Consider the following 20,595-nt stretch of genomic DNA (forward strand, 5'->3'; position numbering starts at 1 on the left):
CGATTTCTGCTTCCCCTTATTCTCGGTGCGGTTTTTCTTTTCATTCCGCCCGATCCGCCCGAAAAGAAATAGTAACCTGCATATAAGCAGCCTGAAATCTTTCAGGCTGCTTTTTTATTGGAGAACCCAAATGGCAAAACAAAAAACTGTAACCGTCGGCTGCAAACTGCCCAACGGTCTGATTATCGAAGTCGGCAGCAAGTCGGTAGAGTTGAACGGCGCAAACGCTTCCAACATCATCGGCGGCCACGGCATTACCTACAACGTAGATGCCGACCTGTTCAATGCTTGGATGAAAGCGCACCAAGACCGCGATATGGTCAAAAACGGCTTCGTTTTCGCCCACGAAAATGCCAAGGACACCAAAGCCGAAGCACAGGAAAAAACCGGCAACGAGACCAAGTTGGAAGCCATCAAGCCCGATGACAAGGCTAACGGCGTAAGCACCGCCAAGGAAGACTGATATGCCTGCCGTCGTCTTCGATAAAGCGCGCTTTCAGACGGCCTATCCCGAAGTACAGGCAACAGACGCGCAGCTCGAAATGTGGTTCGCGCAGGCCGAAAGCCTGCTGGACAACACCGGCCGCAGCATTGTGAAAAAGCCGGAAGAGCGCGAAATGCTGCTGTTCCTGCTGGTGCGCCACGTCGCCGCGCTGACCGAACGTGCCGCGCAGGGCGGATTGGTGGGGCGCATTGCTTCGGCTGCGGAAGGCAGCGTGTCCGTGAGCGCGGATATGGGCGCGGTCGGCGGCAATGCCGCCTGGTATCTGCAAACGCCCTACGGCGCAACCTATTGGCAGCTTACCGCCAAATACCGCCGCTTCCGATATGTATCGGGAGGCTGTTATGCGCGGCGGCGATAGGTTCAGACGGCATCTGTCCGAACTGGCGGCGCGGGCGGCAACGGCCAAGGTGCGCGTCGGCATTATCGAACAGGCGAACTATGACGGCTCGGACGGCGAAAGCGTGGCGCAAGTCGCCTTCTGGAACGAATACGGCACGGCAACCATCCCCCCGCGCCCGTTTTTCCGCAACACCATTGCCGAACACAAAGACGAATGGCCGAAGCAGGCCGCCGCGCTGCTGGAAGCCAACGGCGGCGATGTGCGGCAGGCCTTGGAATTGATGGGCGAAGGCGTAAAGGGGCAGATTGTGGAAACCATCCAAGCCTTCCGCGAACCGCCAAACGCCGCCGCGACCGTGAAGCAAAAAGGCTTCGACAAGCCGCTGATTGACACGGGAACATTGTGGCGGAGTATTGATTACGAGGTTGCCGATGAATGAATACAGGTCGGCAGCTATCCTGAAACGGGCGCAAAACCTGTTAATCCTGCACCGCGCCTACAAGCTGTTGGCGGCGGATGCAGAATGGGATGAGAGCAAACACCCGCGTGCGGAGAACGGGCGGTTCGGGGCGGGAAACGCGCAGCCTGAAAAACAAGACGGCCAACCCCAAGCAGAGATACCCGAAATTAAGGGCAACGAACTGGGCTTATGGTCGAGCATGAAGGAGCTGCGAGAGAAAGCCCGGGCGTTCGCCACACGGTTTATTGGTAAGAAGTTCATCAATTCGGCAACCGGTCATGAAATCGAAGTAACGATGAAAGGTGTGAAACACACTATCGCCAATGCCAATGACGGACTGATTAAAACCATTCCCGCCATCCCTGACATTATCCGCATGGCAGAACTGACGGAAACTAAGGATGATAAGCATGGTGACGCAAATGTTGTCGGCGTGGAGCTTTATCGGGCAATATTGAAAGTAGAAGGTAGAGACAGAAAAATAGTGATGACGGTGAAGCACTATCGAGACGGCAGACGTTATTACGACCACGGGTTTTGGGCAGACAAATAAAAAAGGCAACGTTTAATCTACGGTATATCGCCGGTTGCTAAGACCGGGTTATTGAACCGCCGTTGCCTTGGGGAAGCGGCATCATCAATCAGCACCTTCGCGCGTTCGTATGCGACCGACCTCTTAATTGATTAGCGATACCGCTTGATTTCATTATATGCCGCCCAACCGCCGAAAGCAAACACCCATAATAAAGGAAAATCATGAATCTTAGGGCCATTGCCAACGGCGCGGTTACATCCGTCAATCCCAACCTGCCCGCCGTGCTGAAACTCAATGACGGCTACACCACCGATGCCACGGGAAAACGGAAATCAGGTTACAGCGAGCATCCCGTAACCGTACAGACCCAAACCCTCAGCACGCAGGATTTGTCTTTGTTTGAAGGTCTAGCGCAGCAAGGAACGCTGCTTTATGCCTATGTAACCGGACAATTCCACGGCTTGCGGCGGCAGAGCGGCAAAGGTGCGGACAAGCTGGTGTTCGCGGCCTACGGCGAAACCGAAACGACAGAATGGCTGGTGAAGCAGGTGGTGGAAAGCTGGCCGGATTGGTGCAAGGTGCTGTTATGGCGGCAACATTAGACGATATTTATACCGAAGTCCGGGCAATGCTGCTCGGGCTTTTTTCGTGCGAAGTGGTGCGCGGATACAGCAACAACGTGCCGTTGCCCAAGCCGCCGTTCGTGGTGATGAACATCCTGAACGAAACCGCCGCCGCCACGAACGAACACGCTTACGCCGCGGCGGATGAAACCGCCGCCGTTTCGCGCCAATCCGAAATACAGATGCAGCTTGATTTTTACGGTGCAGAGGCGGGGCAGATGGCGCAGAAAACCGTTTAGCTTTGGCGCGATTTCTACGCCTGCGAGCGGCTGAAATCCTGCCAGCCGCTATATGCCGACCCCGCACGCTTCATGCCGCTCACCAACGAAGAGAGCGAATATGAAGAACGCTGGATGACCACCGTCCATCTGGCCTATGCGCCACAGGCAGAACACCCGCAACAGTTTGTAAACGCTTTTGATTTAACCCTGATCCAACCGTAAAGGATATATCCATGTTCCAATCTATTCCGGCAAGTAAAATTGTCAGCGTAAACCCCGCCGTGCTCAGTTCCGGCGGCTCTCCCCTGTCAATGAACGCCGTCTTTTTGAGCAAAAACGAAAACCTGCCCACCGGCCGGCATACCGCGTTCCCCGATGCTTCGGCGGTCGGCGAGTTTTTCGGCTTGGCAAGCGAAGAGTTCAAAGCCGCGCAAGTGTACTTTAAAGGCTTCGACAATTCGCACATCAAGCCCGGCACGCTGTATTTCTACCCCTACAACGTCGGCAAAGAAGCCGCCTATCTGCGCGGGGCAAGCGTGAAAAGTATGAGCCTTGCCGCCCTGAAGAAACTTTCGGGCAATCTGAAAGTGAACATCGACGGCAACGATAAGAACGGCGACAACATCAACCTTTCCGCCGCCACCAGCTTTTCCGATGCCGCCGACAAAATCGGCACCGCCATCAATGCCACCGTGCAGTTTGACAAGCAGTTGCAGGCGTTTGAAATCGTTTCCGCCATCCAAGGCAAGAGTTCCGAAATCGGCTTTGCCGCCGGCACGCTGGCCGAAGCCCTGAACCTGACCGAAGCCAAGGGCGCAATCATTTCCAAAGGCAACGACGGCGACAGCGCGGAAACCGTGATGGAGGGCGTGATTCAGTCCACTTTGAATTTTGCCACCTTTACCACCGTGTTCGAGCCCGAACTGGCCGACAAGCTGGCCTTGGCGAAATGGAGCAACGCGCAGAACAACCGCTTCCTTTACGCCGCTTGGGGCAAAGAAGCCGCCGCGCTGCAAACCGGCAACACAACCTGCTTCGGCGCGCAACTGAAAGCCGCCGCCTATGACGGTACTGCCCCGATTTACGGCGGGCTGGACAAAGCCGCTTTCCTGTGCGGCGCGATTGCCTCCATCGACTTTACCGAAACGCAAGGGCGCATCACGCTGGCGTTCAAAAACCAATCCGGCTTGAGTGTGGACGTGGACAACGCCGCCGATGCCGACAACCTGAAAGAGAACGGCTACAACTATTACGGCGCGTGGGCGACCGCCAACGACCGCTTTACCTTCCTTTATCCCGGCCAGATGCCCGGCAAATGGAAATGGATTGATGCCTATGTGAACCAAATCCGCCTCAACAGCCAACTGCAGCTTGCCCTGATGACCCTGCTCACCTCGGCCAAGGCCGTGCCGTACAACGCCGTCGGTATCGCCCTGCAACGCGCCGCCTGCCAAGACCCGATTAACGAGGCCTTGAATTTTGGCAGCATTCAGCCGGGCGTGCCGTTGGGCGAACAGCAACGCGCCCTGATCAACAACGAAGCGCGCGCCGATGCCGCCGCCAAGATTGAAAGCACCGGCTATTTCCTGCTGATTCAAAACGCTTCGGCGCAGACGCGCGGCAACCGCCAATCTATGCCGGTGAAGCTGTGGTACACCGACGGCGGCAGCGTGCACAACATCAACCTAGGCTCGATCAACGTCCAGTAAACCACAAAGGCCGTCTGAAGCTTCAGACGGCCTCTTTGCAAAGGAAAACATATGCAAACCGTATCAGACCGCACCCTGACCGCCGCCAACAGCATCCTGCTGATGCGCGTGAAAGGCTTTAACGACAACTTCGTACAGATTGAAGGCTACGCCGCCGACAATGCCTTCGACTTCGGGCAGGGCAAAATCGGCGAAACGATGATGGGCGTGGACGGCCAACAGTCCGGCGGCTTCACGCCCTACGAAGTGGACTTCAACATCCAGCTCGCGCCCACCAGCAAATCGCGCGACTACTTCGACCAATTCACCAACGACATCCTGCAACGTCAGGAAACGCGTATGGTGGAATTTTCGGTTGAGGTTTCCGCCGTCAAAAAACGTTACACCGCCACGGGATTTTTAGTGGAAGTCCCGGGCGGCACAACCGCCAAGAAAACGCTGGAATCTGTAACCTACTCGTTCCGCATCGTGGTGAAACCGGAGGAAATCTGATATGGCTCTGAAAACCCGGCAAATCACGATTGAAAACGGGCGGGACAAAGGCCGCGTGTTCCTGATTACCGAAATGAGCGCCGCGCACGCCGACAACTGGGCGATGCGCGCCCTTTTGGCATTGGCAAACAGCGGCGTGGATTTGGGCGGCATCGCCCCGCAACAGGGAATGATCGGTATGGTGGGGGCGACGCTGGGTGCATTGGGCAAAGTGAAGCCCGAAGACGCCATCCCGCTTTTGAACGAGCTTTTGGACTGCGTGCAAATTATTCCCGAGGGCGGGCAGCCGCGCCCGCTGAATATGGACTTCAACGACGTGGAAGACTTCACGACCCTGTGGCGTTTGCGGAAGGAGGTGTTTGCATTGCATACCGATTTTTTGCAACACGCCTTTGGCCCGACCTCGGCGTCGGGCGGGGCGGAGGAAGCCGGCAGCAAGGCTATCTGAACCTGACCCAAACCATCGGCGCGCTGGTTTCCTCCCGCATCTGCACCCTGCACGAGTTGCAAACCGTGTACGGGCTGGAAGATGCCTTTAACCTGCTCGAAATCGTCAATACCGATGCCTTCAACAAGGCACAGCAGGCCGTCTGAAGACGGACAAGGCGAAACCCCGAAAAGGCGCGAATCTTTTCGGGGTTTCTGACATTAACTTATCGGAAGTAAGCTAATGAATGGAAAGAAGTATAGCAAAACCTTTATCAAAATCCTAGGGATGTTCCAAATGGAAGCGGAAAATTTCTCACCTGCCGAAACACGGAAAACGCTGGTTTGCGCGACTTTATGCCTGACGGCGCTGATTGCCGTATGGAAAACCTTTGCAGTGGTCGAACTGCTGCTGAAGTAAGCGTTTCAGACGGCCGCGAAGCCGTCCGCCCCATCCCATGCGGCAAAAGCAGCCTGCACATCGGAAAACCAAGTGTAGGCTGCTTTTTTAAAGGAAAAACACTATGGCAACCGTAATCGATACCCTGTTTATGGAATTGGGCATTGACTCGTCCAAATTCAGCCGCGAAGCCGGGCAGGCAGTGTCCAAACTGAATGACATGACCGGGGCGTTCGAGAAGGCAGAGGCAAAAACCGGCAAATCCGGCAAAGGGCTGGACAAACACGCCGAAAAGGTCAAACAGAACGTCAAACAGGCCAAAAACCTGACCGAAGCGATGGGGAGGGTCGCAAAAGGCGCGGCCGCCCTTTTCACGCTTGTTACCGGCTCAAACGCATTAGACAAGCTGATTCGGGAAACCGCCGAAGCCAACGTGCAGCTTGACAACCTGTCGCGCAATATCGGTATGGGCCGCAACAGTCTCCAAGCGTGGGGCGGTATGGCGGAAATGGCGGGCGGCAGCGCGGAAGGGATGAAAGGCAGCCTTGCCGGCCTGAGTATGGGCATTACGCGCCTGACCACTATGGGTGATACCTCCATCGTGCCGTTCTTCAATGCCTTCGGCGTGGCATTGCTCAATGCAGACGGCAAAGCGCGCAATCTCGACAGCATTATGCTGGATTTGTCCGACCGCTTTTCCAAAATGGACAGGGTGCAGGCCTACAATCTGGCCAAAAGCATGGGCTTGGACGACGGCACGATCAACACCCTGCTGCTCGGGCGTGCCGAAATGGAAAAGATGCTGGAGATGCAGCGCAACCTTTACCGTTCCGGCGAAAAAGAAATTGCCGTCAGCCGCGAACTGACCCGCTCCCGCGCCTACCTCAACCAACAATGGGACGCGCTGAAGAATATGGTTGCCGACGCGCTCGCCCCGCACCTGTTGCGGCTGGTAAAACTGGTCAGCAGCTTTGCCGACTACCTGATGCGCAACGAAAACACGATGAAGCACGTTTTCGAAGGCTTGGCGTTTGTATTGGGCGCGGTGCTGCTTCCCGTGTTGTGGTCGGCGGTAACGGCGCTGTATGCCTTTATCGCCCCGTTCGCGCTGGCCGCCGCTGCCGTTGCCGCACTTGGTGCCGCCTTCGTGCTGCTCTATGACGACTACAAAACTTGGGCGGAGGGCGGAAAAAGCCTGTTCGACTGGGGCGCGTTCACCGGCTACATCAAAACCTCCAAAGTATCGGTAGACAGCCTGAAATCCGCCTTTGTTTACCTACTTACTGGCTACAAGTCGTGGGCGGAAGCGGGTAATGCCGCATTCGACTGGCTGCGCCTGAAGGGGTTTATCGACGAAAACGGCGTATCCCTGCGCTCGCTGGCCAACGGCTTTAAGAACCTTGCCCAAGACATCTACCAATTCGTTGCTCCCGCATTGGAAGACCTGGGCGAAATCTTCACCGCACTGGGTAACAAAGACTATAACCTCGCCTGGGAAGCGGCAAAACGGCTGGCTTCCCGACCGGTGAACTTCGTGGCGGAGCAGGTGCAGAACGTCGCCGAACGGGTATCCGGCGCAGTCGATGCCGCCACCGGCCACACACCGGGCGCGGAAGGTTCGGCTCAGGCGGCGGTACGAAGCCTAGGCTCGGGAGAACGTGTCGCCAAACAGATGTTTTCCCCAGGTGGCACGATTTACTTCGGCGATAGTATCGCTCACGGCTACCGTAGTGCGGTAAACGGCACAGGTTCAACTAGAGAGGGTGCTAATCCGCAGCAGGTATTGGGCTTCATCAACGGCTATTCCGGCAACTTGCAAGGCCAAACCGTGATTCTGTCGTCCGGTATGAGCAACGACCCGACCGATACCGACGGCATCCGCGCCCAAATCCGCGCATTGCGCGCCAAGGGGGCGAACGTGCGGCTGCTCGGGGTATCCAATACCTACAATCGAAAAGGCCAAACCGGCGCGAAAATGAACGCCCTGCTGGGGCAGATTGCCCGCGAGGAACATGCCGCTTTCCAAGGAGGCTTCCAAGCCGGCAGGGATAACATTCACCCTGCCAGCTACAGCTCGCAGCCGTGGTTGAATGGAGGTCAATCAGGCGGGCAGCCAAACTCGGCGATGGCGGAAACCCTGGCTATGATTAGGAAGCATGAAGGCTTCTCCAGCCGTACCTATTGGGACGTGAATGCTTACCGCTTAGGCTACGGAACGGACACCATCACCGACCGCAACGGCAACGTCCGCAGAGTGCGACAGGGTGATACCGTTACCCGTGAGGATGCGGAGCGTGATTTGGCACGCCGAGTGCAAATATTCCGAAACGGAGCGCGCAGGAAAATCGGCGAAGCGCAGTTCGACCGCCTGCCGGCCAAAACACAGGCAGCGATTACTTCGGTTGCTTACAACTACGGCAGCTTGGATAAATTGCCGTCGTTGGTAACCGCTGCCCGCAGTGGCAACATCAACGCCATCTCCCGGGCAATTGCTGCCCGCCAAGGCGACAACAGAGGCGTGAATAGGAAAAGGCGGCTAGAAGAAGCGGCAGCGGTTATGTCTGATTTAAACAGCCGCCCCGTCGGCGGACAAGCCGTTGCCGACAATGCCCAACGCGGTTTGCAGTCTATGCGGCAGGGCGATGCCGCCCGCCAACAGGCGCAACAGATTACCAACAACAGCACTATGCAGGTCGCCATCAACGGCGGCATCCACGTGCAGTCTTCCGCCGGCACTATAGACGGCACGATGGCGGATGCCTCTGCCGCCGCCCGTAACAGGCTGGTGCAGATTATGCCTGCGATGGTGTGAGGCCGTCTGAAAAGCGAAACCCCGTGAAGCGTGCAACTTCGCGGGGTTCTGTATTTAATCCTTATGGGCAAGGAGAAAATCGTAAGTGGATTTTAACGTAAACACGGAGGCAAGGAAAGTGGCAGAACTGTTGGAAAAATCAAAAACACTCCGCCGCCTTGCATGGGGTTTGATACTGATGACCCCGACAACGGCGCTGATATGGAAATTGGCAGATATTCTGACCGCGCTGAAATAGGCCGTCTGAAAACATCAGTCCGCGTGAGGCGCGGCGCAATTTTTGGCACTTCGTGGCAGGGATTTGTCTGATTATCACGGTATGGAAAATATTTACCGTGATCGAACTGCTTGTGAAATAAAGGTTTGTTATGGCTTGGAACTCAATCGGCATTCCGAATGTGCCGAATCTCCCAAGAAACACCGGCGGCGCGCTGATTAAGTTCGGCGGTGCGGCACTCGTCAACGCCGTTTTCGGCAATTACTGGGGCATCTTCGGACAAAACGGCATCCCGCTGCTGTTGTCGGACAACGTCACTTCGGTCAAACACCAAAACACGTCCAAAGTGTCCAATGCGCCTGTCGAACGCGGCTCGTTCGCCAGCTATAACAAGGTTGGCGAACCGTTCACGGTAACGGTGCAGATGAGCAAGGGCAGCGGCGGCGTGTTCGAGCGCGGCGCGTTTCTCGGCCTGTTGGATACGCTGGCCAACAGCACGGATTTGTTCTTGGTTATCACGCCGGAAACAGTGTATCCGAACATGGCAATAACGGGCTATGACTACGCCCGGGAAGCCTCGGACGGGGCGCGGCTGTTGAAGGTCAATATCCATTTGGCCGAAGTGCGGCAGGTGGAAGTGAAATACACAAAAACCAAGCCAGATGGTGCACAGGCGCAGTCAGACGGCGGCAAGGTGCAGCCCAAGCCGGTGCAGAACAACGAATCCATCTTGTCGAAGCTGTACGGTTCAGGCAGTGATGGGTTTGGGAAAATAACCGATACATTCAGAAAGGGGTTCGGTTTGAAATGATTTACAAAATCCCCCTAAAGCCCGTCCCGGTGCAAAAAGCGAGTGCCACATTGGGCGAGCAGGAAGTAACCGTATCGCTGCTACCGCGATTGGGCAGGCTGTATGCCACTGTGTCGGCAGACGGTCGCGTGCTAATACGCGAACGGGTATGTCTGCACGGCATGCCGCTGGTGGGCGAGGCTTATCGCGGCTTTCGCGGCGAGCTGTATTTTATCGATACCGCAGGCAGCCTAGACCCGCAATGGCAGGAATTGGGCAGCCGCTTTATTTTGGTGTACCGCGATGAGCATTAAAGAAAAAATCCTGCGCGTCAGCATCAAGCTGGGGCAGGAAAAAGACGTATGGGATGCGAAAGGCAACGATACGCTGGTTGTCGAAGGTTTGCGTACTTCCTGCCAAATCAACTACGGAAACGGCGCGGTAATGCCGTCCGCCCGCATCAAAGTGTACGGCCTGAAGCTCGACAGCATGATGAAGCTCTTGCGCGTGAAATGGAATACCGAGCAGGCCATGATGAACTTGGTGCAGGTGGAGGCAGGCGAGCAAGACGACCTGGGCGTGGTTTATACCGGCAACATCACGTTTGCCTACCCCGATATGGGCGGCGCGCCGGATATTTGCCTGGTCATCGAGAGCCACACCGCCGTTTTATGGCAGCTCAAGCCCGCCGAAGCGGTCAGCCACGAAGGCGAAACCGATGTGGCAAAGGCGGTTGAAGCCATTTGCAAACGAATGGGCAGACGCTTTGAAAACAACGGTGTAACAGCCAAAATCAGCAACCAGTATTTGGACAATACCGAATTGGGCAAAATACAGCAGATTGCCGCCAATGCGAATATAGACGTGTACATCGACAACGAAACCGTCGCCATCGCGCCCAAGGGGCAGCCGCGCATGATTGACGTCCCCATCGTCAGCCCGTCCACCGGCCTAATCGGCTATCCAATACCCGATTTGCAGGGTGTTAAGCTGCAATGCCTGTACGACAAAGCCCTGCGCTTCGGCGGACTGATTGAGGTTGCAGGCAGCCTGATTGAGCAATGCAACGGCAGATGGCGCGTATTCGGGCTGTCGCTGGATTTAGAAAGCCAAGTGCCGGGCGGCAAATGGCTGGCCGACATCAAAGCCGCCAATGTGGAGGATACAAATGCCAAAGTCGCAACAAAATAACTGGGCGCAATACCGCCCCGAACACACACAGGGCGGCGCGGGCGAAATCGGCGCAATCGTGTCGGGCATCATCTCGCGCATCCAAACCGTCACGCTGGTGCGCGTGGTCAAAACCAAATCGGGCGGGCTTGCCCCTGTCGGGCTGGTGGATGTGCAGCCGTTGGTTGCCCAAATCAGCGGCGACGGCACGGTTACGCCGCACGGCATCATCTACAATGTGCCGTATTTCCGTCTGCAAGGCGGCGGCAACGCCGTGATTATCGACCCAGAACCGGGCGATATTGGCATGTGCGGCTTTTGCAGCCGTGATATTTCCAGCGTCAAGCAAAACAAAGCGCCGTCCGCTCCGCAAAGCAGGCGGCGTTTCGATTATTCGGACGGCCTGTATTTCGGCGGCTTCCTGAACGGCACGCCCAATCAATACATCATGTTTTCCAAAGGCGGCATCAAACTGTTTTCGCCCGGCGATATTGAGATGGAGGCGACCAATATCAGTCTGAAAGCGCAAGGCGGCGTGAGCAGCACCTCGCAAACCTTTCAGGCCAATACCCAAACCACGGCGCAATTCTCGGGTGGCGGCGGGATTTCTTCCGACGGCGACATGACGGCGAATGGTGTCAGCCTGATGCACCACGTCCACAAAGGCGTGCAGCCCGGCGGCGGCAACACGGGGCAGCCCGCATAGGCAGCCTGAAAACAAGAAAAAGCGAACCCCCGCAGGGCGGCAACCTTGCGGGGGTTCTGTATTCAAACCCTTATCAGACAAGGATTCAAACTTGATTAAGTATAACCCAAAACACCAAGTAAAGGTAGGTGGAAACATGAACACGACAGATGCAGGAATCGTAGGGAAACGGCTGGCGGCCGCCGCACTGATTTTCGCCACACTCACGGGCTTGGCGGCCGTTATCGCGGCAGCGGCGGAGTGGGTGAAATAAGGAATGGGAAAAACATGAACACCCTCTATCTTGACCCGCAAAGTTGGGATTTAACCCTTGATACAGCAGGCAATATCGCGCAGGCGAAAGACCCCTACGCCAAGGCGCAGGATGTGGCTTCGGCGTGCCGCCTGTTTGCGGGCGAACTGTATTACGACACCGAAAAGGGCATTCCCTATTTTGAAGAAACCTTGGGTAAGAAACAGTCGTTCGCGCTATACCGGCACCGGCTGGTGCAGGCCGCTTTGTCCGTCCCCGGTGTGCTGACGGCAGACGTGGCCGCCGAGATGCGCGACGGGCGCGTGCTTTCGGGCAGCCTGAAATTTACCGACGACACCCGAAAACAATACGAGGTAACGCTATGAGCAGCCATGTCCCCCCTGTCCGCTTCACGCCGCAAGGCTTGCAGATTCCGACCGAAACCGAAGTGCTGAACGGTGTGCTGGCCGATTTCAACGATGCCTTCGGCGGCGGCCTGAACCTGAATTTGGAAACGCCGCAGGGTCAGCTTGCCTCTTCGCTGGCCGCCGTGATTGCCGACAAAAACAATGTGATTGCCGAGCTGGTCAATCAAATCCATCCGGAATACGCCGAAGGCGTGATGCAGGACGCGATTGCCCAAATCTACTTCTTGCAGCGCAAACCCGCCACCGATTCGGCAGTGGTGTGCGAGTTTGTCGGCCTGCCCGGCACGCAGATTCCGCAGGGATTCATCGTGCAGGATGCGGCGGGCAACCAATGGGCGTTGCAGCAGGAAACCGGCATCCCTGTCGGCGGAAAAGTCAGCGGCACACTCATTGCCGCCGGACAGATTGAAGCCCCCGCCCACAGCGTGAATGTGATTTATCAGGCTTTGGTGGGGCTGGACAGGGCGGACAATCCGCACCCTGCCGTCCCCGGACGGGCGCAAGAGAGCCGCGACGAATTTGCCGAACGCAGGCGGCGCAGCGTCGCCATCAATGCACACGGCACGCCGCAGGCGGTGTACGCCAACGTGTTTGCGTTGGACGGCGTGCGCGATGTGTACGTCATCGACAACCCGAAAGGCCAAAGCGTGCAGGCGGGCGCAACCCATTACACGCTCAAGCCGCACAGCATTTATGTGGCGGCGGTGGGCGGGGATGATACGGCGGTTGCCGAAACCATATTACGCTACGCAGGAAGCGGCTGCGACTTCAACGGCAACACCGAAATCACGGTGTACGACCACGGTTACAGCGACCCGAAGCCCGCCTATCAGGTCGCCTTTATGCGCCCTGCCGAACTGCCGGTGTATTTCCGCATCAAAATCGAGCGCGGCGCGTTTCTCGGTGCGGATGCCGCCATTAAGCAGGCCGTTGCCGATGCATTCAAAGGGCGCATCGGCGCAAATCTTTATGCCATCCGCTATGTCGCTCCCGTGGTGCAGGCCGTGCCGAATGTGCATGTGTTAGACGTGGAAATCGGTTTGTCTGCGGGCGGTATGGGCAATTCCGTGTCGGTCGGCATCGACCAAACGCCTGTTGTCCGTGCCGAAAACATCGAGGTGGTGAGCGTATGATAGACGTTAAGGAAACCGTTATCAGCCAATACGCCAACAGCTCCGTTATCTGCCGCCTGATACGCCGGTTTGACGAATGCATCGACCCGCGCGCCGACAGGCGGCGGTTTTACGATACCGTGTGGAACGTTTCTACCGCGCAGGGCTTCGGGCTAGATATTTGGGGCGCGATTGTCGGCATCGGGCGGGAAGTGATGATCGCCGCACAAGACGAATACATCGGCTTTACGCAGGGCTTTACCCCGTTTGACAACGGCGTATGGAGCAGCGGCGAAGGCTTGGAGCGGCAATACCGCTTGGACGACGACGCCTACCGCCGCGTGATTATGCTCAAAGCGATGAGCAACATCATCTATGCAACCGCCCCGCATATCAACCGCCTCCTGCGCGAGATGTTCGGCACGCGCGGACGAGCGTATTTTGTGAAAAACGGCACGATGGCGGCGCGTTATGTGTTCGAGTTTTATTTGTTGCCCGTCGAACGCGCCATCATCCGGCAAAGCGACTTGTTGCCGCGCCCCAGCGGCGTACTGCTGGATTTTTACGAACCGGAGGCGGACAAAACCTTCGGCTATATCGAAGCCAACCTGGCACCCTTCGGCGAGGGTGCTTTTTTTATGGGAGTTTAAACGATGCCGCAACCGAAACTATTATCCAACCCTTGGGCTTCAGACGGCCTGAAAAACAACATCCCCGCCGAACGCGACGGCGGATTGGCACAAGAGGCCGCCACCTATGCCGAAGGCTTCCCGAGTATCACGATGACCCCGATTTCCGTCGGCGGCAAACCGCCCAGCGGCAAAGATATGAACGGCGTGCTCTATGAAATCAGCGCGCACACCGTTTGGCAAAACCAAGGCGGGCGTTACCGCTTCGACCAAGCCTTTTGCGACGCCGTCGGCGGCTACCCGAAGGGCGCGGTGCTCATCAACGATACGCTGGATACCGAATACATCAGCCTGGCAGATGCCAACACCCACAATCCGAACAGCGGCAACAACACGGGGAAATGGGCAATACACGCAGGCAAAGGGCTGAAAGCCAGCACCGCGCAGGCGGGTTCTACGCAACTTTCATCCGCCACCGACAGCGAGAGCGAAGAGCAGGCGGCTACACCGAAGGCGGTGAAGGCGGCTTACGACAAAGCCGTCGCCGCTAAAAAAGCGGCAGACGGAGCCGTCAAAACCACCGGCAACCAAGAAATAGGCGGCGACAAAACCCTTACCGGCCTCGCCACCCTGAAAAAAGGCGCGATTGTGGCCGACAGCGTGGGCGACTTTAATGCCAACCAATACCTGCAAATCGGCTCCAATAATGTGAACTCCTATTTTTACAATAAACGGAGCGGCAAATACCTCTCTATGCGCAACGACGGCGAACTACGCTATGACGGCAAGCGCCTGCTCAATGTGGACGACCTCGCCGGCATGATACCCAGCGGCGCCGTGATGTACTTCGCCGGGCAAACCGCCCCCGCAGGCTGGCTCAAAGCCAACGGCGCGGCTGTATCGCGCGCCCTCTACGCTGCCCTTTTTCAATCTATCGGTACAACTTACGGCGCAGGCGACGGACGCACCACCTTCAATCTGCCCGACCTGCGCGGTGAATTTATACGCGGCTGGGACGACGGCCGCGGCATAGATAGCAGGCGCGCACTGGGAAGTGCGCAAAGCGACGCCATTCGTAACATCACGGGCAAATTAGACAGCGGTCAAAATCAAGCAGAGCAATTCTTCGACCACATCGAGCCAACGGGCGCGTTTGGCGTGGAAAAATCATGGAAACGGTGGACACCCGATAACAGCGGCGGAGGCGATAATCTACCGTCCGCCCTCACATTCGACGCATCCCGCGTCGTCCCCACCGCCGCCGAAAACCGCCCGCGCAACATCGCATTGTTGGCCTGTATCAAAATTTAAGGCCGTCTGAAAGGATAAATCATGAGCGAAAACCAATATCCGCCAACCAAGCCCGTCTGCCAGTTGGATGCCGACAACCTCTACCTGCACCAAACCGTGGCCGACCTCGACCCGCTGGCCGCAGACGGCGGCTACCTGCTGCCCGCCGGCTGCATCGACGCCGAACCGCCCGAAACCCGCGCAGGCTTCGCCGCCCGTTGGCTACCCGAAAGGGTCGAATGGCAATACCTGCCCGACCATCGCGGCAAAACCGCCTACCGCACCGACGACGGCGCGGAGGTGCAGGTTGAACAGGTGGGCGAGCTGCCCGCCGAGCTGACCCTGCTGCCGCGAGAGAACGAATATCAGACGTGGGATGCCAAAGCGAAGGCTTGGATATTGCCTCCGGACGTTGCCGCCCGGCTCAAAGCCGAACAGCAGGATGAGATGTGGAAGCGCATCAAGGCCAAGCGTTACGACAACCTGCGGCATGGGGTGTTTGTCAAAAGCGTAGGCAAGTGGTTTTACACCAACGATGAGAGCCGCACTCAATATATTCTGCTGCGCACCATGAAAACGCTGCCACCGGATCTGAGGTGGAAAACGATGGAAAACGATTTCGTCCTCATGACCCGCGAGCTGCTGGATGAAATGACTACACAGATGGTATTGGATGAGCAGGCTGATTTTGCTAATGCAGAACGCCATAAAGCCGCCATGCTTAAAGCAGAACACCCGCTGGAATACGACTACAGCGACGGCTGGACGGCAAACTATCCCGACTGACAGGGGGCATAGGGCGGGCTTCGGCCCGCCGAACCAAAGGAAAACAATGATGATGAAAAAAAACCTATACCTCGCCCTGTACAAGGGCAACCGCCAAGGCTATGCGCCCGCCGCCGTCAAAGCCCGCATCGGCGACTGGATAACCCGAAAAATCACACGCGGCATCTATTCTCATTGCGAAATCGCCGCCCCGTGCGCAAACAGCGGCTACCTTTGCTATTCGTCCTCAATACGGGACGGCGGCGTGCGCGTCAAAAAAATGGAACTGCCGTCTGAAAAGTGGGATTTGATACCGCTGCACGGCACAACGCCCGCCGACCTCAACCGCGTATGGCAGGCGGCACAGGGCAAACGTTACGACTGGACGGGCGCAATCGGCACGGTTTTAAAAATCCGCCAACGCCCCGACAAATGGTTTTGCAGCGAATTTTGCGCGGCGGTAATGGGTATCCCCGACGGCTGGCGGTTTTCGCCGAACGACTTGGCGGCGATTGCCGGAATGAGAAGGGAGGAGGAATGACACCGTTGGAAACATCCGATGCATCCGGCCACGTGCTGAATATGGGCATCATCGGCTTGTCCGGCACTTTGGCGGGGATGCCGTTGGAAGCCTTGGTCTTGGGCGCGGTGGCAGGGGCGTTGCATCACGGTTTGAAAGAACCGGGCAGCCGCAAGAACGGTATGCTGGTCATCATCACCAGTATGCTGCTGGCAGGCTCTTTGTCGCCGATGATTACGGCCTATCTGACCTTGAATTTGGGACTGGAGCAGGAAGTGTTCAAGGCTGCCGTGCCGATGTTAATCGGCTTGGGCTGGTCTTGGGCCACCCCGCTTTTGAATGACGGCCTGCGCCGTTTGTGGGCAGGCTGGATTGACAAATGGGGAGGCAGGGAGAGATGAAATCGGAAATGATTACCTTGGTGCTGATGACGGCAAACATAGCTGCGATGGCGGCGGTATTCGTTTATTCCGTCTGCTCGCTTTCCGTGAGACGCTGGAATGCCAAACAGCCCGATTACTGGGTTCACAGCCTACTGGTCGGCGGTTCAATTGCGGTTATCGGCCACACGGCGGGCAGCTGGCAACTGCACCATTGGACGGAGATTATGTTCAATGTTGCGGCGGCCGCCTACTTTATGCTGCGCTCGCACCGTATCCATCTGCTGGGCGGGATATTGCAGCGCAAAGGCAAAGACTGCCTGAAAGAGAGAAAGGAAACGAAATGACGGAATTGGATTGGATTAAAGAAGCGCGGAAACACATCGGCTTGAAAGAGATTGTGGGGACGAAGGCACACAATCCGACGATTGTGCAGTGGCTTAAAGAAATGGGCAGCTTACCCGGTGCGGCGAAGTCTTGGTATTTTGAGGACGAAACGCCGTGGTGCGGTTTGTTTGTCGGGCATTGCTTGGGCAAAAGCGGACGTGCGGTCATCAAAGACTGGTATCGCGCCAAGGCTTGGGCGGATGCCGGGCTGACGAAACTGGACAAACCCGCTTACGGATGCCTTGCGGTCANATCACGTCAGGGTGGCGGACACGTTTTCTTTGTCGTGGGCAAAGACGCGAAAGGCAGGATTTTGGGATTGGGCGGAAATCAGGGCAACACTGTCTCTATTGTGCCGTTTAACCCTGCGGACATTGACGGCTATTATTGGCCGTCGGAGCTGGTAAACGGCAAGGCTGTGCCGTCTTTTCCATTGCCTGAACGTTATGCGTTATCGAACGTTGCAACGACTGCCGGGCAGGGGGCGAGTGAGGCGTGATGCTGGGTATCTTGTTGAAAAATTGGAAGCCGCTTTCGGTATTGGCGGCAATCGCGCTGGGTATCGCTGTTTGGCAGGCCGACCGCAAAGCGGAATACCGGCGCGGATACGGTGCGGCGATGTTGGAGGTTTCGGAACGGCTCAAAGCCGCCGCGATTGAACACGCCGAACACGCCCGCAAATCATCTGCCGCGTATCAGGCGCAAAAGGCGGCGCGCGAACAAAAAGAAAGGGTGCGCTATGTGCAAGTGCTTAAAATCGTTGAAAATCCTGTTTACCGCAATGTCTGTCTCGATGCTGATGGCTTGCGGGAACTCAACGCCGCCATTGACGGCGATTGAGCCGCCTGCCGACTTGGTGCAGCCCTGCCCGAACCTGCCGAAACTGTCGGGAAATACGGGCGCGGATGTGCTGCCGTGGTCGCTGGCGGTGGTCGGAATGTACAAAGACTGCAAGGCGCGGCATCGGGCGTTGGCGGATTTCACGCGGCGCGGTTCGGGTGTCGGGGTAAGGCTTGATAATTGAACGGTCAACTTTGGGTTGACGGTTGCGGCGGAAGTGTCAAAATTTCCCCTAATTTTTTACACATCGCGCGGACGCGGTAAATTTTTGCCGTTTTGTTTGCACAAAGGGGGTGTGGTTGCATTTTTTGCAACAACTGCCGGACAACAATGCCGTTTTTGGTTGACGGTTGCCCGGAGAAAACAAATTGACAGGGTGCAGAGATGACTGCGAAAGAATTTTGTGAAAAGCAAATCGACTATTGGTTGAACGAGAGCCGCAAGGCATCAGATAACGCCGATTTGAAGGCCTTTGAATTTGCCGAACGGGAATTGGCGAATTATCGGGAAATGTTGAAACAAATATTGAAACGTTATGCCGCCTAAATCTTCAGACGGCATTGACCGTAAAAACAAGCCGCCATATTTCAGGCGGCTTGTTTTTTATTCCTTATCGTCATATTTTTTGAAAATATTTTTATTTTATTTGCACCTTTTTTGCACCTTTTTTTATAAATATTATTCAAATATATGATTTATATATTGATTTAATAAATTATTGCATTACCTTGCATTGGGGCAAGGATGATTCGGTTTTTTTGTTTGGGTTCGTTTGTTTGTCCGTCAATCATGATTTGGGTAGGTATTGGGTTTAAACAATGCCGTCTGAAGGCTTTCGGCGTTCAGACGGCATTTCCGTGTCCGTTGTTATAGCAACACTTTCTCTACGCCGCCGTTGTTGGCTTTTTTTACAAACTCATCCAGCCAGTTTTCGCCGAGGATGTGTTTCGCCATTTCGATGACGATGTAGTCGGCAGGCATATTGTTGTCGTCGGCGTAGCGGCTCAAACCTTGCAGGCAGGCGGGGCAGGAGGTGAGCATTTTGACGGGTTCACCCTGCGGCAGCTCTTTGAGGTTTCTCTCGATTTCCTCTTGTTTGCGGAATTTGACTTGGGTGGCGATATCGGGGCGTTTGACGGCGAACATGCCGGATTCGCCGCAACAGCGGTCGCTTAAGACGACTTTCTGTCCCATGAGGCTGCTTGCCATTTGGGTGGCGTTCATGGTTTTGATGGGCGTGTGGCAGGGGTCGTGGTAGAGGTATTGCTGACCTTTCACGCCGTTCAAGTGCACGCCTTTTTCGAGCAGGTATTCGTGGATGTCGATGATGCGGCAGCCGGGGAAGATTTCCTCAAAACGGTATTTTTCCAGTTGGTCATAGCAGGTGCCGCAACTGACGACGACGGTTTTAATGTCGAGGTAGTTGAGGGTGTTCGCCATGCGGTGGAAGGCAACGCGGTTGTTGGTGCTCATTTGTTCGGCTTTTGCCTTGTTGCCGCCCGCGTCCTGCGGATAGCCGCAACACATATAGCCCGGCGGCAGGACGGTTTGTACACCGACATGCCAGAGCATGGCTTGGACGGCGAGTCCGATTTGGCTGAACAGACGCTCAGAGCCGCAACCTGGGAAGTAGAACACGGCTTCGGCATCTTCAGGCGTGGCAGGGTTGCGGATGATGGGAATACTCTTGTCGTCTTCTATACCCAGCATGGAGCGCGGAGTTTTGGCAGGCACACTTTTCGGCAAAGGACGGTTGATGAAATGGATAACCTGTTCTTTGATTGAAGCGGTACCGACGGTTGCTTTCGGTTCGGCTTTTTGCTTTTTAGTGCCAACGGGCAGGAGTTTGCCGATTTTGTAGGCGAAGTTCTGCGCGGGGAAGCCGGTCTGTATCATGGCGGCGCGCAGGGCTTTGATGGTTTTCGGGCCAGTGGCGTTCAGAAATGCCATGCCCATCGATGCGGCGGGTGCAAAGCGTTTGTGGCCGGAATCGGCAAGGTAGTTGCGAATGGCTACGGTAACGTCGCCGAAGTCAATGTTGACGGGGCAGGGTTTAACGCAGCGGTGGCACACGGTGCAGTGGTCGCCGATGTCCATGAGTTCTTCAAAGTGTTTGATGGAAACGCCGCGGCGGGTTTGTTCTTCGTATAAGAAGGCCTCGGTCAGCAAACCCACGCCGAGGATTTTGTTGCGCGGACTGTACAGCAGGTTGGCGCGCGGAACGTGGGTGGAGCAAACAGGTTTGCATTTGCCTCAGCGCAGACAGTCTTTGACGGAATCGGCAATGGTGCCGAGGTCTGATTTTTCCATAATCAGAGATTCCGCCCCCAAAAGCTCGAAAGACGGCGTGTAGGCGTTGCGCAGGTCCGAGCCTTTCATCAGTTTGTGACGATTGAAGGTATGTTTCGGATCGACTTGGTTTTTATAGTTCCAAAACGGTTGCAAATCTTCATCGGTCAAAAATTCGAGCTTGGTAATGCCGATGCCGTGTTCGCCGGAAATTACGCCGCCGAGCGAACGGGCGATTTTCATGATGCGTTCGACCGAACGATAGGCCGTCTGAAGCATTTCGGCATCGTCCGAATTGACCGGAATATTGGTGTGGA

At 56.1% G+C, this 20,595-nt stretch carries 27 protein-coding genes and 2 pseudogenes; 28 read left to right on the forward strand and 1 reads right to left on the reverse strand.

Going from position 1 to position 20,595, the window contains the following annotated elements; translation table 11 throughout:
* The first annotated feature begins 130 nt into the window (after nt 1-130).
* The 28 genes and pseudogenes from ACRPFF_RS09195 to ACRPFF_RS09330 all read left to right on the forward strand — a co-directional run bounded on the left by ACRPFF_RS09195 (nt 131) and on the right by ACRPFF_RS09330 (nt 18,535).
* Nucleotides 131-463, forward strand: a complete 333-nt coding sequence (locus tag ACRPFF_RS09195) for a hypothetical protein (RefSeq protein WP_432674471.1) — start codon at nt 131-133, stop codon at nt 461-463.
* A 1-nt stretch (nt 464) separates the two neighbouring features.
* Entirely contained in the window at nt 465-863 is a 399-nt protein-coding gene (locus ACRPFF_RS09200; protein ID WP_432674472.1) for a DUF4054 domain-containing protein, read from the forward strand.
* Nucleotides 847-1,284, forward strand: coding sequence for a hypothetical protein (locus tag ACRPFF_RS09205; RefSeq protein WP_118811284.1), 438 nt, complete (start codon nt 847-849; stop codon nt 1,282-1,284). Before ACRPFF_RS09200 ends, ACRPFF_RS09205 begins: the two co-directional genes overlap by 17 nt.
* The gene (locus tag ACRPFF_RS09210; protein ID WP_432674473.1) at nt 1,277-1,858 is read left to right on the forward strand and encodes a hypothetical protein; all 582 of its coding nucleotides are present in this window, start codon (nt 1,277-1,279) and stop codon (nt 1,856-1,858) included. The genes ACRPFF_RS09205 and ACRPFF_RS09210 overlap by 8 nt, the downstream gene beginning before the upstream one ends.
* Before the next feature lie 203 nt (nt 1,859-2,061).
* Complete coding sequence (locus ACRPFF_RS09215; protein WP_432674474.1) at nt 2,062-2,442, forward strand: hypothetical protein; 381 nt, start codon at nt 2,062-2,064, stop codon at nt 2,440-2,442.
* Nucleotides 2,427-2,906: pseudogene (locus tag ACRPFF_RS09220) on the forward strand (phage neck terminator protein). Before ACRPFF_RS09215 ends, ACRPFF_RS09220 begins: the two are co-directional and overlap by 16 nt.
* Nucleotides 2,907-2,917: 11 nt before the next feature.
* Nucleotides 2,918-4,393 (forward strand): DUF3383 domain-containing protein, encoded by a 1,476-nt coding sequence (locus tag ACRPFF_RS09225; RefSeq protein ID WP_432674475.1) that lies wholly within the window; start codon nt 2,918-2,920, stop codon nt 4,391-4,393.
* Nucleotides 4,394-4,444: 51 nt separating this feature from the next.
* Nucleotides 4,445-4,885: a phage tail fiber protein gene (locus ACRPFF_RS09230; protein WP_304674903.1), complete on the forward strand. Its 441-nt coding sequence runs from the start codon at nt 4,445-4,447 to the stop codon at nt 4,883-4,885.
* A gap of 1 nt (nt 4,886) precedes the next feature.
* Nucleotides 4,887-5,333 carry a hypothetical protein gene (locus ACRPFF_RS09235; protein ID WP_118848204.1) on the forward strand — a complete coding sequence of 149 codons (447 nt, stop codon included), beginning with the start codon at nt 4,887-4,889 and terminating at the stop codon, nt 5,331-5,333.
* 222 nt (nt 5,334-5,555) lie between these two features.
* Nucleotides 5,556-5,732, forward strand: coding sequence for a hypothetical protein (locus tag ACRPFF_RS09240; RefSeq protein ID WP_432674476.1), 177 nt, complete (start codon nt 5,556-5,558; stop codon nt 5,730-5,732).
* A gap of 103 nt (nt 5,733-5,835) precedes the next feature.
* A complete protein-coding gene (locus tag ACRPFF_RS09245) occupies nt 5,836-8,523 on the forward strand; it encodes a glycoside hydrolase family protein (protein ID WP_432674477.1) in 2,688 nt (895 codons plus the stop codon).
* A gap of 85 nt (nt 8,524-8,608) precedes the next feature.
* Nucleotides 8,609-8,761: a hypothetical protein gene (locus ACRPFF_RS09250; protein ID WP_155114550.1), complete on the forward strand. Its 153-nt coding sequence runs from the start codon at nt 8,609-8,611 to the stop codon at nt 8,759-8,761.
* Between the two features lie 130 nt (nt 8,762-8,891).
* Nucleotides 8,892-9,551, forward strand: coding sequence for a phage baseplate protein (locus tag ACRPFF_RS09255; protein WP_432674478.1), 660 nt, complete (start codon nt 8,892-8,894; stop codon nt 9,549-9,551).
* Nucleotides 9,548-9,844 carry a phage baseplate plug family protein gene (locus ACRPFF_RS09260; RefSeq protein ID WP_432674479.1) on the forward strand — a complete coding sequence of 99 codons (297 nt, stop codon included), beginning with the start codon at nt 9,548-9,550 and terminating at the stop codon, nt 9,842-9,844. Before ACRPFF_RS09255 ends, ACRPFF_RS09260 begins: the two co-directional genes overlap by 4 nt.
* Nucleotides 9,834-10,721 carry a baseplate hub protein gene (locus ACRPFF_RS09265; RefSeq protein ID WP_432674480.1) on the forward strand — a complete coding sequence of 296 codons (888 nt, stop codon included), beginning with the start codon at nt 9,834-9,836 and terminating at the stop codon, nt 10,719-10,721. The genes ACRPFF_RS09260 and ACRPFF_RS09265 overlap by 11 nt, the downstream gene beginning before the upstream one ends.
* Nucleotides 10,699-11,406, forward strand: coding sequence for a Gp138 family membrane-puncturing spike protein (locus ACRPFF_RS09270; protein WP_432674481.1), 708 nt, complete (start codon nt 10,699-10,701; stop codon nt 11,404-11,406). The genes ACRPFF_RS09265 and ACRPFF_RS09270 overlap by 23 nt, the downstream gene beginning before the upstream one ends.
* Before the next feature lie 267 nt (nt 11,407-11,673).
* Nucleotides 11,674-12,024 carry a hypothetical protein gene (locus ACRPFF_RS09275; protein WP_432674482.1) on the forward strand — a complete coding sequence of 117 codons (351 nt, stop codon included), beginning with the start codon at nt 11,674-11,676 and terminating at the stop codon, nt 12,022-12,024.
* The gene (locus ACRPFF_RS09280) at nt 12,021-13,199 is read left to right on the forward strand and encodes a baseplate J/gp47 family protein (protein ID WP_432674483.1); all 1,179 of its coding nucleotides are present in this window, start codon (nt 12,021-12,023) and stop codon (nt 13,197-13,199) included. The genes ACRPFF_RS09275 and ACRPFF_RS09280 overlap by 4 nt, the downstream gene beginning before the upstream one ends.
* A complete protein-coding gene (locus ACRPFF_RS09285) occupies nt 13,196-13,828 on the forward strand; it encodes a DUF2612 domain-containing protein (RefSeq protein WP_432674484.1) in 633 nt (210 codons plus the stop codon). Before ACRPFF_RS09280 ends, ACRPFF_RS09285 begins: the two co-directional genes overlap by 4 nt.
* A gap of 3 nt (nt 13,829-13,831) precedes the next feature.
* Nucleotides 13,832-15,118, forward strand: a complete 1,287-nt coding sequence (locus ACRPFF_RS09290) for a phage tail protein (RefSeq protein ID WP_432674485.1) — start codon at nt 13,832-13,834, stop codon at nt 15,116-15,118.
* 21 nt (nt 15,119-15,139) lie between these two features.
* A complete protein-coding gene (locus ACRPFF_RS09295) occupies nt 15,140-15,883 on the forward strand; it encodes a DUF4376 domain-containing protein (RefSeq protein WP_432674486.1) in 744 nt (247 codons plus the stop codon).
* Between the two features lie 46 nt (nt 15,884-15,929).
* On the forward strand, nt 15,930-16,403 hold the full coding sequence (locus ACRPFF_RS09300; protein ID WP_432674487.1) for a hypothetical protein: 474 nt from the start codon (nt 15,930-15,932) through the stop codon (nt 16,401-16,403).
* Entirely contained in the window at nt 16,400-16,783 is a 384-nt protein-coding gene (locus tag ACRPFF_RS09305) for a hypothetical protein (protein WP_118786825.1), read from the forward strand. The genes ACRPFF_RS09300 and ACRPFF_RS09305 overlap by 4 nt, the downstream gene beginning before the upstream one ends.
* Nucleotides 16,780-17,109: a hypothetical protein gene (locus ACRPFF_RS09310; RefSeq protein WP_432674488.1), complete on the forward strand. Its 330-nt coding sequence runs from the start codon at nt 16,780-16,782 to the stop codon at nt 17,107-17,109. Before ACRPFF_RS09305 ends, ACRPFF_RS09310 begins: the two co-directional genes overlap by 4 nt.
* Nucleotides 17,106-17,648: a TIGR02594 family protein gene (locus ACRPFF_RS09315; RefSeq protein WP_432674489.1), complete on the forward strand. Its 543-nt coding sequence runs from the start codon at nt 17,106-17,108 to the stop codon at nt 17,646-17,648. The genes ACRPFF_RS09310 and ACRPFF_RS09315 overlap by 4 nt, the downstream gene beginning before the upstream one ends.
* On the forward strand, nt 17,648-17,989 hold the full coding sequence (locus ACRPFF_RS09320) for a hypothetical protein (RefSeq protein WP_432674490.1): 342 nt from the start codon (nt 17,648-17,650) through the stop codon (nt 17,987-17,989). The genes ACRPFF_RS09315 and ACRPFF_RS09320 overlap by 1 nt, the downstream gene beginning before the upstream one ends.
* On the forward strand, nt 17,949-18,173 hold the full coding sequence (gene lysC, locus ACRPFF_RS09325; protein WP_432674491.1) for an Rz1-like lysis system protein LysC: 225 nt from the start codon (nt 17,949-17,951) through the stop codon (nt 18,171-18,173). Before ACRPFF_RS09320 ends, lysC begins: the two co-directional genes overlap by 41 nt.
* 200 nt (nt 18,174-18,373) lie before the next feature.
* Nucleotides 18,374-18,535, forward strand: a complete 162-nt coding sequence (locus ACRPFF_RS09330) for a hypothetical protein (RefSeq protein WP_432674492.1) — start codon at nt 18,374-18,376, stop codon at nt 18,533-18,535.
* Between the two features lie 321 nt (nt 18,536-18,856).
* On the opposite strand, the pseudogene ACRPFF_RS09335 reads toward ACRPFF_RS09330, so the two are convergent.
* Nucleotides 18,857-20,595, reverse strand: a pseudogene (locus ACRPFF_RS09335) (DUF3400 domain-containing protein); the annotation flags it as partial.

This window comes from Neisseria sp. SLRRB23, assembly GCF_050896295.1.
Classification (GTDB): Bacteria; Pseudomonadota; Gammaproteobacteria; order Burkholderiales; family Neisseriaceae; genus Neisseria.

Bases quoted from the DNA above. Each gene is read 5' to 3' on its own strand.
- ACRPFF_RS09195 (WP_432674471.1), top strand. From the start codon at position 131: ATGGCAAAACAAAAAACTGTAACCGTCGGCTGCAAACTGCCCAACGGT.
- ACRPFF_RS09200 (WP_432674472.1), top strand. From the start codon at position 465: ATGCCTGCCGTCGTCTTCGATAAAGCGCGCTTTCAGACGGCCTATCCC.
- ACRPFF_RS09205 (WP_118811284.1), top strand. From the start codon at position 847: ATGCGCGGCGGCGATAGGTTCAGACGGCATCTGTCCGAACTGGCGGCG.
- ACRPFF_RS09210 (WP_432674473.1), top strand. From the start codon at position 1,277: ATGAATGAATACAGGTCGGCAGCTATCCTGAAACGGGCGCAAAACCTG.
- ACRPFF_RS09215 (WP_432674474.1), top strand. From the start codon at position 2,062: ATGAATCTTAGGGCCATTGCCAACGGCGCGGTTACATCCGTCAATCCC.
- ACRPFF_RS09225 (WP_432674475.1), top strand. From the start codon at position 2,918: ATGTTCCAATCTATTCCGGCAAGTAAAATTGTCAGCGTAAACCCCGCC.
- ACRPFF_RS09230 (WP_304674903.1), top strand. From the start codon at position 4,445: ATGCAAACCGTATCAGACCGCACCCTGACCGCCGCCAACAGCATCCTG.
- ACRPFF_RS09235 (WP_118848204.1), top strand. From the start codon at position 4,887: ATGGCTCTGAAAACCCGGCAAATCACGATTGAAAACGGGCGGGACAAA.
- ACRPFF_RS09240 (WP_432674476.1), top strand. From the start codon at position 5,556: ATGAATGGAAAGAAGTATAGCAAAACCTTTATCAAAATCCTAGGGATG.
- ACRPFF_RS09245 (WP_432674477.1), top strand. From the start codon at position 5,836: ATGGCAACCGTAATCGATACCCTGTTTATGGAATTGGGCATTGACTCG.
- ACRPFF_RS09255 (WP_432674478.1), top strand. From the start codon at position 8,892: ATGGCTTGGAACTCAATCGGCATTCCGAATGTGCCGAATCTCCCAAGA.
- ACRPFF_RS09260 (WP_432674479.1), top strand. From the start codon at position 9,548: ATGATTTACAAAATCCCCCTAAAGCCCGTCCCGGTGCAAAAAGCGAGT.
- ACRPFF_RS09265 (WP_432674480.1), top strand. From the start codon at position 9,834: ATGAGCATTAAAGAAAAAATCCTGCGCGTCAGCATCAAGCTGGGGCAG.
- ACRPFF_RS09270 (WP_432674481.1), top strand. From the start codon at position 10,699: ATGCCAAAGTCGCAACAAAATAACTGGGCGCAATACCGCCCCGAACAC.
- ACRPFF_RS09275 (WP_432674482.1), top strand. From the start codon at position 11,674: ATGAACACCCTCTATCTTGACCCGCAAAGTTGGGATTTAACCCTTGAT.
- ACRPFF_RS09280 (WP_432674483.1), top strand. From the start codon at position 12,021: ATGAGCAGCCATGTCCCCCCTGTCCGCTTCACGCCGCAAGGCTTGCAG.
- ACRPFF_RS09285 (WP_432674484.1), top strand. From the start codon at position 13,196: ATGATAGACGTTAAGGAAACCGTTATCAGCCAATACGCCAACAGCTCC.
- ACRPFF_RS09290 (WP_432674485.1), top strand. From the start codon at position 13,832: ATGCCGCAACCGAAACTATTATCCAACCCTTGGGCTTCAGACGGCCTG.
- ACRPFF_RS09295 (WP_432674486.1), top strand. From the start codon at position 15,140: ATGAGCGAAAACCAATATCCGCCAACCAAGCCCGTCTGCCAGTTGGAT.
- ACRPFF_RS09300 (WP_432674487.1), top strand. From the start codon at position 15,930: ATGATGATGAAAAAAAACCTATACCTCGCCCTGTACAAGGGCAACCGC.
- ACRPFF_RS09305 (WP_118786825.1), top strand. From the start codon at position 16,400: ATGACACCGTTGGAAACATCCGATGCATCCGGCCACGTGCTGAATATG.
- ACRPFF_RS09310 (WP_432674488.1), top strand. From the start codon at position 16,780: ATGAAATCGGAAATGATTACCTTGGTGCTGATGACGGCAAACATAGCT.
- ACRPFF_RS09320 (WP_432674490.1), top strand. From the start codon at position 17,648: ATGCTGGGTATCTTGTTGAAAAATTGGAAGCCGCTTTCGGTATTGGCG.
- lysC (WP_432674491.1), top strand. From the start codon at position 17,949: ATGGCTTGCGGGAACTCAACGCCGCCATTGACGGCGATTGAGCCGCCT.
- ACRPFF_RS09330 (WP_432674492.1), top strand. From the start codon at position 18,374: ATGACTGCGAAAGAATTTTGTGAAAAGCAAATCGACTATTGGTTGAAC.